General features: G+C 51.3%; 10 protein-coding genes. 5 read left to right on the top strand and 5 right to left on the bottom strand.

Translation table 11 applies throughout. The features are described from left to right. Positions 1-22: 22 nt before the first annotated feature. Positions 23-1,030 carry a helix-turn-helix transcriptional regulator gene (locus ACYU87_RS23125; protein WP_461136480.1) on the bottom strand — a complete coding sequence of 336 codons (1,008 nt, stop codon included), beginning with the start codon at positions 1,028-1,030 and terminating at the stop codon, positions 23-25. A 270-nt stretch (positions 1,031-1,300) separates the two neighbouring features. Here ACYU87_RS23125 and ACYU87_RS23120 point away from each other — a divergent pair, with 270 nt between their 5' ends. The 3 genes from ACYU87_RS23120 to ACYU87_RS23110 all read left to right on the top strand — a co-directional run bounded on the left by ACYU87_RS23120 (position 1,301) and on the right by ACYU87_RS23110 (position 6,349). Continuing rightward, on the top strand, positions 1,301-3,673 hold the full coding sequence (locus ACYU87_RS23120; RefSeq protein WP_461136479.1) for a TonB-dependent receptor: 2,373 nt from the start codon (positions 1,301-1,303) through the stop codon (positions 3,671-3,673). 20 nt (positions 3,674-3,693) lie between these two features. Then, complete coding sequence (locus tag ACYU87_RS23115) at positions 3,694-4,950, top strand: DUF4374 domain-containing protein (protein ID WP_461136478.1); 1,257 nt, start codon at positions 3,694-3,696, stop codon at positions 4,948-4,950. An 82-nt stretch (positions 4,951-5,032) separates the two neighbouring features. Continuing rightward, a complete protein-coding gene (locus ACYU87_RS23110) occupies positions 5,033-6,349 on the top strand; it encodes a PepSY-associated TM helix domain-containing protein (protein ID WP_461136477.1) in 1,317 nt (438 codons plus the stop codon). 644 nt (positions 6,350-6,993) lie between these two features. Here the strand turns inward: ACYU87_RS23110 and ACYU87_RS23105 are convergent. From ACYU87_RS23105 to ACYU87_RS23090, 4 genes are all read right to left on the bottom strand, one after another. Next, positions 6,994-7,236 (bottom strand): hypothetical protein, encoded by a 243-nt coding sequence (locus ACYU87_RS23105; RefSeq protein WP_461136476.1) that lies wholly within the window; start codon positions 7,234-7,236, stop codon positions 6,994-6,996. Between the two features lie 77 nt (positions 7,237-7,313). Continuing rightward, positions 7,314-7,910 (bottom strand): RNA polymerase sigma factor, encoded by a 597-nt coding sequence (locus ACYU87_RS23100; RefSeq protein ID WP_461136475.1) that lies wholly within the window; start codon positions 7,908-7,910, stop codon positions 7,314-7,316. Positions 7,911-8,341: 431 nt separating this feature from the next. Beyond that, positions 8,342-8,776, bottom strand: a complete 435-nt coding sequence (locus ACYU87_RS23095; RefSeq protein WP_461136474.1) for a response regulator — start codon at positions 8,774-8,776, stop codon at positions 8,342-8,344. A 157-nt stretch (positions 8,777-8,933) separates the two neighbouring features. Next, positions 8,934-13,169, bottom strand: coding sequence for a CheR family methyltransferase (locus ACYU87_RS23090; protein WP_461136473.1), 4,236 nt, complete (start codon positions 13,167-13,169; stop codon positions 8,934-8,936). A gap of 167 nt (positions 13,170-13,336) precedes the next feature. Between ACYU87_RS23090 and ACYU87_RS23085 the strand changes: the two genes are divergently transcribed. Both ACYU87_RS23085 and ACYU87_RS23080 read left to right on the top strand, forming a co-directional pair. Next, entirely contained in the window at positions 13,337-14,365 is a 1,029-nt protein-coding gene (locus tag ACYU87_RS23085) for a chemotaxis protein CheB (RefSeq protein WP_461136472.1), read from the top strand. Between the two features lie 178 nt (positions 14,366-14,543). After that, entirely contained in the window at positions 14,544-15,134 is a 591-nt protein-coding gene (locus ACYU87_RS23080; protein WP_461136471.1) for a D-glycero-alpha-D-manno-heptose-1,7-bisphosphate 7-phosphatase, read from the top strand. The last annotated feature ends 123 nt before the right edge of the window (positions 15,135-15,257 follow it).

Genomic DNA, 15,257 nt, shown 5'->3' with positions numbered 1-15,257 from the left:
ATTTCGTCGCTAAAAACTAACACTAGTCCCCCGTGCCGTCTGCCGATGTACGGATGGAGCTGGGTAATACGCCAAAATAGTGCTTGAACGCAACAGTAAAATGAGCCGGATTTTTGTATCCTACCCAGTATGAAATCTCGCTGATGCTCTTGTCGCCCTCCAGTAGAAACCGTCGGGCGTCGTCCATTCGCCGTTGCGTAACGTAGCCCAGAATGGTCGTACCAAATTGTGCTTTGAATCCGCGTTTGAGTGTGAACTCGTTCAGCCCCACGAGTTTGGCTAGCTCAACAATGGTTGGCGAAGCAGGGTAATAGGCATCCAGCAACTCGCGGGCTGCGTGTAGTTTACTCTGATCGGCTCGCTTCGTTGGCGGGGCGGCAGAAGGCATTAGCTGCATTTGCTCCAGTTGAAGCAACAGCAGTTCCGTTATCCGGGATTCCACAAATAATCGTTTCAGAGAACCCGTTCGCTGGCTGGTGCGCATATCCCGAATCAACCAGTCCATAGCCGCTGTAATAGGTGGATTTCTGGTCGTCATGAAAGCGGCTTTCTGCTGGCTGATCTGCTTCACAAATTGCCGGTGCAGGGCACTACCAGGGGGCAACAGGCGAAAATAAATTTCCTTGGGCATTATCACCACGCTGAAATCGTGGGGCAGATCTGTGGTGTAGTAGTCGTAACTGCTTGTTGAGCAGGGGGTGTAACAGATATTATGCTGACCGGCCGAAAAGCACTGCGAACAAGCCTTCACGGAAGTCAGCGCCTGGCTATCGCCCCGTAAAACGAAGTCCAGCTGGATTACTTCTTCCTCAACGTCCTTGATCAGCTGGATAGGCTGCGTAAGATCGAATTGACAATGCGCGATCAGGAAATTTCCGGTTGTCATCTGGTAATCGGCAATAAGGCCGATCTGCTTGTGTTCAATACGGGTCTGCTTTTCCTGAAAGGCCTCTACGCCACCTCGACCCTCCCCTAATTCCTCCCGGCGCAGCAGCAAATCTTCATCCCTGGTTTTTATTCTTATTTCCATAACGGCCCGATTTCAGCAGGAATATTCCCGGTTACGATACCCACCCCACTGATTCGCGCCACAAATTTGCATTAAATTTTAATTAATCTAAATAAAGACAATTCTTAACCTTAGCTGATGGCCAAACGCTACACCTCGTAAAAGACACGATTCTGGTTTTCCGATTTATCAGGCAGGAAATCCAGAAGCGTCAAATACCCACACGGAGCCTGCTCCATGCAGCCAACTAACAGGCTGCCGGACCAGAAGGCTCGACTCCTCTTTACTGAAATGTCTCTCAAGAAACAGTTGTTTACAGGGCTATTGTGCGCTCTGTCTTATCTCACCTTTGCCCAGACGACGGGCTCACTGCATGGGCGCATCACCTCCGACCAGGGCGAACCGCTTCCCGGCGTCACGGTTACACTGGCGGGTACGCAAAAAGGCACCCATACCAACGAGACGGGTCGGTATCGGCTGGAAAACCTCGCTCCCGGCACTTACACGCTGGCCATCTCCTTTGTTGGCTACCAGACACAACAGAAGACCGTTACGGTGAAGGCGGAGGAAACCCACGCGCATCACTTCAGGCTGATTTCATCAACGCATGAGTTAGAATCCGTGTCGATTATTGGGCGAAGCGAAGCGCAGGAAGTCAATCGCCAGGCGTTCAACGTAACCGCCATTGATGCGCAAAAACTGCACAATTCTACATTAGACTTATCGCACGCCCTCGACCGGGTGTCGGGGGTGCGGGTGCGGGAGAGCGGTGGCGTAGGGTCCAATTTCAATTTCTCGCTGAATGGGTTTACGGGTCGGCAGGTTAAGTTTTTTATCGATGGGGTACCGATGGACAACTTTGGCTCGTCGTTTCAGCTCAACAACATTCCCATCAACCTGGCCGAACGGGTAGAAGTCTATAAAGGCGTAGTCCCCATCTGGTTAGGGTCCGACGCGCTGGGCGGAGCGGTCAATATTGTGACGGGGAACAAGCAGCGTAATTACGTGGATGCGTCCTACTCGTACGGCTCCTTCAATACGCACCGCAGCGCCGTGAATGCCGGTATGACAACGAAATCGGGGTTCACGTTTCAGCTGAATGCCTTTCAGAATTATTCAAATAACAACTACTGGGTAACGGTCGATGTGGCCGACATCAATACGGGCGAATACTTTCGGAATCAGCGGGTCCGGCGGTTTCACGACACGTATCGCAACGAAACGCTGGTGGCCAATATCGGCGTGGTTGGCAAACGGTTCGCCGATAAATTACTGTTTGGTATCACGCTGGGCCAGAACCGGGCCGATATTCAGACGGGTGCCCGGATGGTGAGTGTGTTCGGCAACTGGTACCGGCGGGGCAATATTGTTATGCCCAGCGTCCGCTACCAGAAAGATAACCTGTTCGTTAAAGGGCTAAGTGTTCGGCTGACGGGTAACGTCAACCTGGGTCAGGAGCAAAACGTCGACACCGTCTACCGGCGCTACAACTGGTTTCAGCAGTTCAAGCAATACGAGGGCAAGGGCAGCGAACGCGAACGGTCGCTGTACAAATTTCGGAACAACACTGGTTTGGTCACGGCTAATGTCAACTACCAGCTTTCGGAAAAACACGCGCTGAGTCTCAATAACGTCTTCAACACGTTCAACCGGACAGGTTCGGACGAGCTGAACCCCACCAGTGCCAACTACGAGCAGCCCCGCATCAACACCAAAAACATACTGGGTGTCGGCTATAAATATGACTACAGCGACCGCTGGAACACATCGCTGTTTGCCAAGCATTTCTCCCAGCACAACAAATACGGCATAACCTACAACCCAAGCGGCAACTTCGGCGACGTGGCGTATATGACCCAGAAAAACGGGTTCAATCAGGTGGGGTACGGGGTGGCCACCTCTTTTTTCCTCCGGAAAACGCTGCAGCTAAAAGCCTCCTACGAGAAGAGCTACCGGTTGCCCGAAACGGATGAGCTATACGGTGATCTGTTGAATCTGGAAGGGAATATCAATCTCAAACCAGAAAGCAGCAACAACTACAATGTTGGGGTCAATTACCTGACCAGTCTGGCCAGCGTACACCGGTTCAGTTTTGCCGCCAATGTGCTCTACCGCGACGCGCACGACTTTATCCGGCCCCGACTGAACAACAACCAGACAAAGCAGGTCATGGACAATCTGGCCGACGTGACGAATCTGGGTTTCGACGGGGAAATCCGGTATTCCTACAAGCAGCTTCTCACGATAGGCACTAACCTGACGTATCAGAACCTGCGAAACAACACCCGTTACGAAGCGGGCTACACAACCGAAAGCCCCCTCTTCCGGGACCGGATTCCCAACATGCCTTTCCTGTTCGGAAATGCCGATGCGTCGCTCTTCCTGCGCAATGTGGGAGGACAGGGCAACACCCTGACGTTCGGCTACAACCTGCTTTATGTGCACGCCTATTACCTCTACTGGCCTAGTCTGGGCCAGGATAAGCTGGACATTCCGCAACAGTTGGCGCACGATGTAAACCTCGTTTACGCGCTGGCTAACGGAAAATACAACCTGGGATTCGAATGTAAAAACCTGTTCGACAGCCGGTTGTACGACAACTTTAGTCTGCAGAAACCAAGCCGCGGCTTCTACCTGAAACTCCGGTACTTCTTAAGCAAATAACGATTCAATTCTATACAACGATGATGAGTACAAGCAAATACGTGTTAACGGCGCTGGCCCTGGGTGTATCACTGGCCGCCTGCAAAAATGATGTCGCACAAGTTGATCCCGGTACGGGTACCGTGCCTGGCGATGGGACTAAAAGCAAATTTATTATCTCGGCTACACCCGTTGGTTCATCTGGCGTGGCCGATTACTTACTAACAGCCGATACACTCACCAAAGGAACGGTATCGACCAAGGGAACGGGTATTGAGCAGGATGGTACGTATCGGTATTACGTCACCCACAAAAACCGCTTTTTCAGTTTGCTCTACGGGCAGGGAAATCCGGGTGCGGTCACGACGTACACCGTTAATTCAGCCGGCAAGCTGGAAAAAGTATCCGATTTCCAGGCCGAAACCGTTCAGGTTTTTGCCCCGATGAAAGACGATATCGTCACGGTAAAAGTACCGCGTACGGGCAACGAAAGTGCGTCGTTCTACCGGATTGATGCCGGGAGTTCGAAGATTGTCGGCGAAGCGCAGGTTAACATTGTTCGGCTGGCGGGCAATGGCGAGCGGGCGCACTTTACCTGGGCCACGCAGGTTGGCGACAAGCTTTACGCGCCCTACATGAGCATCAAAGGTGTGGCCCCCGACGCCTTCGGTACCAGCTACCCCGACAGCGCCTGGGTGGCAGTTCTGTCGTACCCGGACCTGACCGTGGAGAAAGTGATTAAAGATAACCGCACCAGCTTCATCGGCCGCTATTTCACGAACGGCCTGGCGGTCGATGAACAGGGTGATGCTTACGCCTTCTCGTCGGGGGTGGCTACAAACAGCAGCAAACTTACGTCGACCAAACCATCGTCCATTACCCGGATCAAAGCAGGTACGACAGAGTTCGACAAGACGTATCTCTTCAACGTCGAGCAGGCATCGGGTGGGTACAACCTGAACACACAACTCTACGTCGGTAACGGCAACTTCATTTTGACCATGACCTCGGCGGCCGAAAAAGGAGCCTATGCCGTTGGCAAGAAACTCGCGGCCGTCAATGTCTATAACCAAACGTTCAAGTGGATTGATGGCGTACCAGCCGTGAATGAAATCTCGCAGATAGCACCCCGGAACAACTACTCCCCCAAAGATGGCAAAACGGGTTTCATTGGCATCACGCTGACCGATGGCACCAGCTACATCTATCAGGTCGATGCACTGACCGCCAAGGCCACACGGGGCCTGAAAGTTGACGGAGGTACTATTCAGGCAATCAGCCAGTTGACCTACAAATAATTTTCGACAGGATGAACAGGATTGACAAGATTTTTACCTCTTGATCCTGTTCATCCTGTCGAAAAAAAATTCCTCTACTCCTATGATTACCAAGACGGTCGCCCAAAAGAAAGAATCCTCCCGGTCGCTTTTCTACCGCATCTCCGCCTGGCTTCACCTTTGGCTGGGGCTCGTGACGGGCATTATCATGATCATTGTCTGCCTGACGGGCTGCATCTGGGTGTTCCAGGATGAAATAACCAGCCTGTTTCTCGAACCGGAATCGAATGTTCCCTATCAGCAAAAGGCGGTTATTCAACCCTCTCAGGTTATGGCCATTGCCGCCAGAGAGTATCCGGGCAAACGGGTTTCTTACACCCAGTACCACCAGGGAAGGGCCATCGAAGTCAATATTGGCGGACGCCGTCGCGGAGGCACCACCCTAAAACTGAATCCCTACACGGGCGAAGTTATCAGCAAAACAGAACGCAAAGAGGGCGATGTAAGCTTTTTCCGGTGGGTTCTGAATGGTCACCGCTTCCTGTGGCTACCCGTCAAGATTGGTCGTCCGATCGTTAATTACAGTACCCTGATTTTTGTCATCACGCTCATTACCGGCATGGTGCTGTGGTGGCCCAAAAAATGGACGAAAAGCACCCGCCAGCAAAGCTTCACCATCAAATGGAATGGTAAGGCCAAACGGGTCAACTACGATCTGCACAACGTTCTGGGATTCTATTCCCTGTTTATTCTGATGGCCATCGGGCTGACGGGGATGGTGTATGGAATCGAATGGTTCAGCAAAGGTCTTTACTGGACAACGTCCGGGGGCAACGTGCTCCCTGGCTACAACGATCATCAGTCAGACACCCTGCAAACCCGCCGACCTTATTCGCCAGCCCAGGCCATTGACCTTGCCTGGCAGCAGGTAGCCCGTAAACACCCGGATGCGAAGGGGTTTTACATGACGTTTCCGGACTCTTCGGAGCGGAAAGCTGTCATCAACGTAACCGTGTATCCGTCGGTGGGCAAGTTTTACGATAATCAGGGATATAGTTTCGACCAGTTTACGCTGAAGCCAATGCCCCGCGATGAGGTGTATGGTACATCTTTTTCGGAGGCTCCGGCGGGGGCCAAGCTCCGCCGGATGAACTACGATATTCACGTGGGCTCCATTTTGGGCTTGCCGGGTAAATTTCTGGCTTTTTTTGCCAGTCTGATTGGGGCCAGCCTACCCATAACGGGCTTTATCATCTGGTGGGGAAAAAAGGGAAAGAAAGGTAAAAAATTAAAACGCAACCCAGCCAACCGAACAGACTCGTTTCAACCTGAACCGCCTGTCCGAGTTCCTCCCGTCCGCGCAGCGAGTGGCCCCGCTTTTTCGCCATCGATCCAACCCAATTCAACCACCAGCCGGTAAACGACCATGAACCGTCTCTGTCTGCTATTTCGTTTCTTTCTATCACGCTTGGTCGTATACGCCTAGGCACACACATCGTGGATTGATACCCATTTACCTGGTCAAAAGGGATTGGCGCTAGATAGGGAAAAAGGAATTAAACCAGCGGGCTCTTTTTACATCCGTATTTTTCCGGCCTTTCCACGTAACTCAACGTGGTTTCCTTGATGACTAATATATACGATTGTAACTAAACCATTCGATAATAAAGGCTTATTTTTAGCTTAATGATTAAAATAGTGTATAAACAGGTGAATTTTCGTCTAGACAAGTAGTATATGACCAAGTAATTTTACTCCCACTCTCGCATCGGTATAACTGGCGATGTGTAGAGGTGTGGATAGAAAGTAAACGCTGGCTCTTTTAGGGCCAGCGTTTTTTTACGAAACAAGCGCAACTTAAAAAGTGTCGATGTCTGCATTCATCCTTTTTTTACTATTCCCAAATATAAGAACAGAATACTGAGTAATAATGCTTAATTAAAATATTTTAATTACTTATAAATTAGGCAGTTCATACCTTGACCCTTTACGGAAAAGGATTACAGCAGCGGGAGATGGCAAATCATTTACCCTGGTAAGGGTTAGAAGAGGGTCAAACTGACTTCACGGCAGGAGAAATGTTGAGGTAGTAAAGTGATCCACTCGAATCAGTGAGCCAAAAAGTGCTTTCTTCACGGACTGGTCCGTTGAGTCGAAGATTCGGAAATTAGTCCAGTTTACGTAAGCCGTATTGGTACCAACCTCTAGATAGCCAGCCGCAGAAGATGCGTCTAGTTGAGGTACGTATACAACAGCCAGTGTGATGCTGGTTTCTCCTTTGGGGTAAAACGTCCAGGTGAGTTTCATAACGTTCAGCGAAATCACTGGCAAGCTACGAAACGTTTCAGCTCATTGACAGGCTAATCTGGTTCACCGCAAACGACTTAGTATTCCTTATCCGCCAACGCTTTGTGATAAAGGGTCCGGGCGTACTCGCGCGCCCGTTTAATGCGCATCTTAACGGCGCTGGCACTTATATCCTGCTGGGAAGCGATATCTTTGATCTGCACCCCTTCGCTGTATTTGGTGAGCAACAGATCGCGCTGGCGCTGTGGCAGTTGCGTAAGAACCTGCTCGAAAGCCTGAAAGTATATTTCGTCGGACGGGTTGGACCAGTCAGTCATTTGCGTCAGATCGTACTGGTACGTTCGATTCATGATCTGACTCTGCTGTTGTTTTCTTAATTGATTGATGCAGTAGTTTACGGTAACGGTATAAAGCCAGGTGGTAAATTTTGCTTCCCCCCGGTAACTATAGATTTTTTTGGTCAACTGTAGAAAGATATCCTGCATGAAGTCTTCAGCGTCATCCGGATTTCCAGTGTAAGACAGGCACTTTTGGTACACTCGCTGTCGATGACGCGTGTACAGGTGAGCGAAGTAGTAGGCCTCACCCGTGGTGACATATTGTGACACAAGGTCCTGATCGGAAAACTTAATCATGTAATTGTGGAGGTTGGCTGACTGGTTACGAATTTGCATAGATAGATGATTCTTAATGTGGATAGATTCTCATAATCAAGTATACTGCAAGCAACTAAACACCATTTGTTATCAGTCGATTACGGGTGGTAACCGGCAGATATGAGTCTATTTGTATAGTTATTGATGATTATGCTTACTTCTGTAAACCAAATTTGACTATCTTTTTCGGTATTAATAAGCAACCAGAAGAGCCGAGTACGCAATCTTACATGAACTATAGATTTCTTGTCACTAACGGTACTTTTTACGCAATAAACTATTTCAGTCTGATTTCTGTAAACAGATGCGTCAGCTCGCTCATCCTGCTTTAAACTAATTGTTTGGAAATAGTCAGAATGTATAACGCACGAATCAGTATGTGTTAACAGCAATACCTTACGGTATGCAGGCAGCGTCGGGAATGGCAGGGCAGTATACCTGTCTTGTTTTTACGAATAGGTGAGGTGATTCAGCCTCGTCCAGTACTGGCAGATGTCGACTATGGTGCTTTTCAGAACCCAAAAATCGGTTGGTTTCAGAATGAGTGAGTTAACCCCCTCGCTGTAACACTGTCTGACTTCTTCTTTAGATCCTTCACTCGTCATCATGATCACGGGTACTTGCTGCCAGGCCGACTGTTGCTTCAGCAGGATGAGCGTTTGGAGGCCACTCAGGCCAGGCATGTTCAAATCCAGCAGAATAAAAGCGGGGCGATTTTGGGAAACCGGGCTACTGGTTGCCGTCAGTATATGCTGGTGCAGGTGGGTACCACTTTCGAAAAATTGTACGCGAAAATCAGGCAAGAACCGGGAGAATACTTGCTGAAGCAGAAAACGATAGTCTGCGCCGTCGTCGACAATGTAGATTATAGGGTTAATAGCCATAAGTAACCCGGAGCGTGTCAAATCATCCGCGAATAAATACGCCAGAGCCGTGTATTTGGATGCCTTCGTTTCACTTTTTAGGCGGGGCACCAGCGTTGCCTACCAATACTTAATACTGTCTGTATAGCGCTTCGTACCGTACACAACGCCGGCAGAATCAGGGAAAGCGGACCCGGATCAGCGTACCCACGCCAGCTTCGGTTTCGACCTCAATACGGGCGTTTAACAACGTACTCAACTGCTTGACAATGGACAGGCCGATGCCTTCTCCCGAAGCCGGGGAGACAAGTGGCTCCTGCTCACCGGGCAACGTCGTTCGGTCTCTATCGAGCAGCGGACTAACCGTTTGCTCGGGCATACCGGGCCCCGTATCCTGCACGCTGAACTGCCAGCCACCATCGTCAATAGCGGCCCAGGCCAGGGTTACTCCCCCCTTTTCCGTATACTTCAGAGCATTTAGCAGCAAGTTCTGGACAATGCGCTGCACCTTCACCAGATCGCCGGTAACAGGCAGCGTGTCAGGGCCATCCACATGAATCCAGAGTTTCCGCTCTCGGGCAACCGTCTCCATACTCTGGCTAAGCTCGCGCAGCAGTGTAGACACATCGAAGAACTGATTGAATACCTGCTCCTGACCCGACTCCAGACGCGAGTAGTCGAGCAGTTGCGTGAGCAGGGACGTGACCTGACCGAGATTTCGGTTCAGCATGCTGAGCATTTGCTCCCGTTCCTCTTTGGTATCCATCAAATTCAGCAGGGAAGCGGCCCCCTGAATAACCCCGAAACTACCCCGCAGGTCGTGGGAGGTTGTCCGCAGAAACTCGCCCCGCTCCCGCACATACTGGCGCATCTGCTCCAGGTCCTGCATGGTTTGCTGCGAACGCTCCAGTTCCTGAAGCCAGCGATCCTGCTGCTGCTCGGCCTGTTTCAACAGGGTAATATCCAGCCCGGTCAGAATAACGCCATCGTCGTGCCGGTTGATGGACATACTGATCCACCGCTCCTGACCGCCCAGGCGTTCCAGCCACTCCCGATAAGCGGCTTTGCCACTGGCATGCACCTGCCGGAGCTGGTCCAGCGTTTCGTCGTGCCACAGGCCATCGGCCAATTCACTGGCCAGCTTGCCCGAGAGCCATTTTGACGACTCCTGTACCACCTGAGCAAATTTCTGGTTCCAGACAACCAGCTCAAAATCAACAACCTCGCTCTGCTCCGACCGGACGGCCTTCAGTAAGCCAATGGCCGCCGGGGATGTATCGAGTACGGCCTGTAGATTTTCGGCGGTTCGGATCAGGTCGCCATTCGCTCGCAGCAGGTTATTGTTGGCTTCGGTTAGTTCATGGGTACGTTCCTGTACCCGGCTATCCAGTTCCTGGTTCAGACTTTTCTGCACATGTACCTCAGCACAGGTTCCGATAAAGCCGCTAAACGTACCGTCGGGGCCAAACGTAGGCTGCGCATTTTCCATCATCCAGCGGTACTCTCCATCGCTTCGTTTCAGCCTATACTCGGCCTGATACGGTTCTTTGGCGATAAAACTGGTTTTGTACAAAGCGACATACTCGGCCCGGTCTTCGGGGTGGATGTCTTTGACCCAGCCCTGCCCCGTTTCCTGACTCACGGTGCGGCCGGTGTGATTAAGCCAGGCTTTATTAAAAAACGTATACCGGCTATCGGCCCCGGCCACCCAGATCAGCGTGGGTGCGGAGTCAATGATGTTATGCAGCCAGACCTGCCGCTCTTCCATCATTTGCTGTACCTGCCGTTGCTCGGTAATGTCTTCGATGGCCAGCAGAATAGCTTCCTGCCGTTGCTGCTGAATAACCCGGCGGGCGTGCACGTGCATCACCTTCTCACCAACGTCGGGAAACACGTTCTTCATCTCGAATCCCTGAATATACGTATCCCGCCGAAAGACTTCGTCCAGTAATTCGCGCAGCCGGGGAATATCCCATTGCCGGTTGCCGATCTCATAGATCAGCCGCCCCACGGTCGTTTCTTCCCGCAGGCCGTATATCTGGTAAAAAGCCTGGTTGGCGCTCTTTACGCGAAGGTCCTTATCGAGAACAACGGTGGCTTCCCGAATGGTTGAGAAGATGGCTTCGGCATACAAGTAGGCTTCCGTAAGCTGATCATTGCGCAGCTGCAGTTCCTGGTTGATCGTTTGCAGCTCTTCGTTGGTGGATTCGATTTCCTCTTTACTCGTTTCCAGTTCTTCGTTGATGCTTTGCAACTCCTCGTTGCTGCTGACGATCTCTTCGTTGGCCGATTGCAGTTCTTCATTGGCGATTTCGTGCTCTTCGATAATCGCGCGCATCTCGTCCCGAACTGTAGCCAGTTCTTCCTCCAGGGGGTTATGCTGCCCATCTTTCAGGTCGATGCCAACGGGCATAGCTGACGATATTTCCTGGAAAAGAATCAGGAACAAGCGTTCTTCGGCTCCATCGCCAACGGGCAGCACGTCGATAGAAACAAAGTGATTTTTCCCGTTGACCGTAATCGAAAGGCCGGATTTGTGTACTGGCTGGCCTGATTTCCGGGATTTATGGATCGAGTTTCGAATCTCGAACGCCAGCGAAGGGCGCGCCATTTTCATCAGATTCAGACTGGCTCGGCCCGAGGCATGTTCCAGGAACAGACTGGTCTCTCCGCGAAACTGTAAAATATCCAACTCCTGATCGACCAGTACGCTGGCTGGCAGGAAGTGGTTGAGTAACACTTGGTCGACCCGTTTATCTAAATCATTCACAGCTTGACGACTTTTACCTGATTGATATCTACGGCTAGTAGGTTCGGTTATTTTGGGTGTTGATGTCGGAGAGGTTGGACTTCCACTCGGGCGATCAGGAATGGCTTCGCTAACGACGCTACTGCCTGACCGCTCATTCTTACGGCTGAATAGCTTGTAATTTTTTTCAACTGGTGTAAACAAAGATACAGTAGAGCCAACAGTTTCAGACTTTCCCAGCAACAAATATCCATTGGGGTTCAGTGCATAGTGAAAGGTGACCAGGGCTTTTCGCTGCAAAATCGGGTTCACATAAATCATCAGGTTCCGGCAACTAACCAGGTCAATCCGGGAAAAGGGGGGGTCTTTGAAGATATTGTGCGGAGCAAAGACGCATAGGTCCCGTATCGATTTACTGATCTGATAGCTGGTTTGATTCTTCGTAAAAAAGCGCTGCAACCGCTGGGGCAATACGCCGGCCACTTCGCTCAAGGAATAGATTCCCTGCCGGGCCCGGTCAATAGCGCTCTCACTCAGATCGGTCGCGAATATCTGAATGGGTACCCTATAGTCTTCATCGATTTCATCGGTTATTACCTCCAGAAGCAACATAGCCAGCGAATAAGCTTCCTGCCCGGTCGAACAACCCGGCACCCAGATACGAAGCGGCTCTCGGTTGGCTTTTTGCCGGATGAGACCGGGCAATATCTCTGTTTTCAGGAAGTTCATGGTTTCTTTATCCCTGAAAAAACTGGTTACGTTGATCAGCAGATCGTTGTATAACAGACCCGCTTCGGCCGGATGCAGGCGCAGGTAATGCAGGTAGGCTTTCAGGGTTTCCTGCTTGTAAAGCACCATGCGCCGGATGATGCGCCGACGGATCGTTGTCATTTTATACTGACTGAAATCAACACTGATGGCTTTGTGTATGAACTGAATGATGGCCCGCAGATCCTCCTCCGGGGTGTCTTCCGCGTCCGTCGTCGACTCAACCTGCGCTTCGGCAAAAGCCGTTTGCTGAAAAATGGTTGTCTGCTGACTCAGCCGTTCCAACTCGGCTGCGATCAGCCGGGGGGGCAGCACCAGATCGACGACCCCCTCGGCAATGGCCGACTGAGGCATACTCGGGTGCCGGGCCGTCGAATCCTGAGCCATGGTAATACCACCCGCCACCTTGATGGCACGCAGCCCAAGCGTGCCATCGTGCCCCATACCCGACAGGACAATACCAATGGCTCCCTCTTTTTGCCGCTCGGCCAGCGAGACAAAAAACTGATCGATGGGAAAATGCCGGGATTTGTTCGATACCGTATGCGATTCCGCATCCGCTTCAAGACGACGGGGTATCAGGGTCAGTACGCCGTCAACGATTTCCATGTCTTTGTCAGGCGGTATACTATACACCTTATCTGCTTCGATCGGAAGCAGGTGTTCAGCTTCCAGCACGGGCATCTGGGTTACCCGGCCCAGAATATCAGAAAGATGACTTTCATGGTTTGGGTTCATGTGCTGGATGTACACATAGGCAAGCCCCATGCTAGGCGAAAGATTTGCCAATAGTTCGGAAAACGCTTCCATGCCACCAGCCGAGCCGCCAATGGCGACAACAGGGACCGGTTGCCGGTTGCCAGACAGGTTTTCGAAAGAGGAAGAATCAGTAGGCATGCGTATCTAATTTGTAAATAAACCAACTAGTGCTTCGGTTGTTGAGAAGCTTGTTTTCCCATCCGTCGGAAACAAGCTTCGGCCTGTTGAAACCGAAACGTACCAATAGCTCCACAATACATAAAAGGCCAAGCCGACCAGTTACTATGCAATTAATTACCAAAGAAATGGCAAAAAGAGATATCGTCGTCATCGGCTCATCGGCTGGCGGTGTCCTGGCCCTGAAAGAGTTAGTAACTTCCCTCCCGGCTGACTTCAACGCCCCTATTTTTGTTGTACAGCACGTAGCCGCTTATGCCAACAGCCTGCTACCCGAGATTCTCAGCCATGCCGGCGCGCTCAAAGCAATACACCCAAAAGATGGTGACCCCATCAAGTCAGGGTATATCTACCTGGCCCCGCCCGACCACCACCTGCTGATCGAAAAAGATCGGGTGCTGGTGAAAAAAGGACCCAAAGAAAACCGGTTTCGTCCATCCATCGATGCGTTGTTTCGTTCGGCAGCCTACACCTTTGGGTCGCGGGTAGTGGGCGTTGTTTTAACCGGTTTGCTCGACGACGGCACGTCGGGCATGTGGTCGATCAAGCGGTTAGGCGGTCTGGGCATCGTTCAGACCCCCGATGATGCGCAGTTTTCCAGTATGCCCGTCAGTGTGCTCGAATACGTTGCGGTCGATTATGTTGTACCGATGGCCGAACTGGGCGATCTGCTTTCCCGAATAACGACAGAATACGCACCCGACACGCCTGAACTCTCTAATGAAGAGAGCCATAGACTAAAAACAGAAATTGACATTGCGGCTCAAAAAAATGCCTTTGATATGGGAACCCTGAATATCGGTGAGTTATCACCCATTACCTGCCCGGAATGTAGTGGCGTACTCGTTCGGTTTTCGGAAGGGAAACTGATTCGCTACCGGTGTCATACCGGGCATACCTACACCGCCGGGGCACTGCTGGCCGAAGTCGATAAGTCCATCGAAGATAACTTGTGGAAATCGGCACGGGCTATTGAGGAAGCGGTCCTGCTGCTCGAAGAATCGGGTAGAGTGACGGCTCAGGGTGGCGATGAAACAACCGCGAAACGGTTCTTCAACAAAGCTAAAGAGAATCGGGACCGGGCCGAACGGCTGCACCAATTCATCTTCAATCAGGATTCGTTCAAACAGAAGAACAGCATAGTGGCGTCGGAATAACCCACGATAAAGGACCGTTTCCTCACTATCCGACGATGGTGTTTATTTTTTGAACACAACCCGATCCAAACCAAAAATAAGCTATGGATACAAGGCTATTGGTTGGTCACCCTCGGAAACGTATCCGGCCGCAGGCGGTGAATCAGCAAGCGTCGTCACTCCGAATGCCGGCAATACTATGAGCAGGGCTGTTTTCTGGGAGAAAGATGGCACCCTGATTCCGGACATTCCCGACAACATTGATCCCGACAGAATGGCTCTTTATCCGGACGCCGGCGATAGCCTGTTCCGGTTGCAGCGGACTGGCTACAAGTTGATCATTGTCGCCAATCAATCGGGTGTGGCTAGAGGACTTTTCGCCGAAACCGATCTGCCGGTGGTCTGGAAACGGCTTACACAATTGCTGGCTCCGTTCGGAGTAGACCCCGACGGTTTTTATTATTGCCCACACGACCCCTATGGCTCAGTACCTCGCTATACGGAATCATGCCGTTGTCGGAAGCCCAGGCCCGGCTTGCTGATAAAAGCCGCAGCAGAACACCAGATTGACCTGAGCCAATCGTGGATGGTGGGCGATGGTCTGGACGATGTTGAAGCGGGCAACCGGGCGGGTTGCCGGACGGTTCTGATTGACCGGGGCAATGAGACCGAATGGCTGTTGACCAATTATCGACAGCCGACGGCTAAGGTGAAGACGATCAAAGACGCAGCCGACTACATACTGACCCAGCGAGTTGACTGGGATTCGGATGTACCAGAGAGTCTCTGAGTTTATCGTCTGGATCAAACGCCGTGTTTGTTTCTGAGTCTGATGTACAGCAACGTTCTGAGCGGTAGCAGCAGAGCCACTTGTTCCATCTTCAAAACAGCATTATTGATTGGGTAAGTATAA

Source organism: Spirosoma lituiforme (assembly GCF_054776635.1).
Note: the sequence above shows the minus strand (reverse complement) of the source record. Positions and strands in the feature narration are given on the sequence as shown.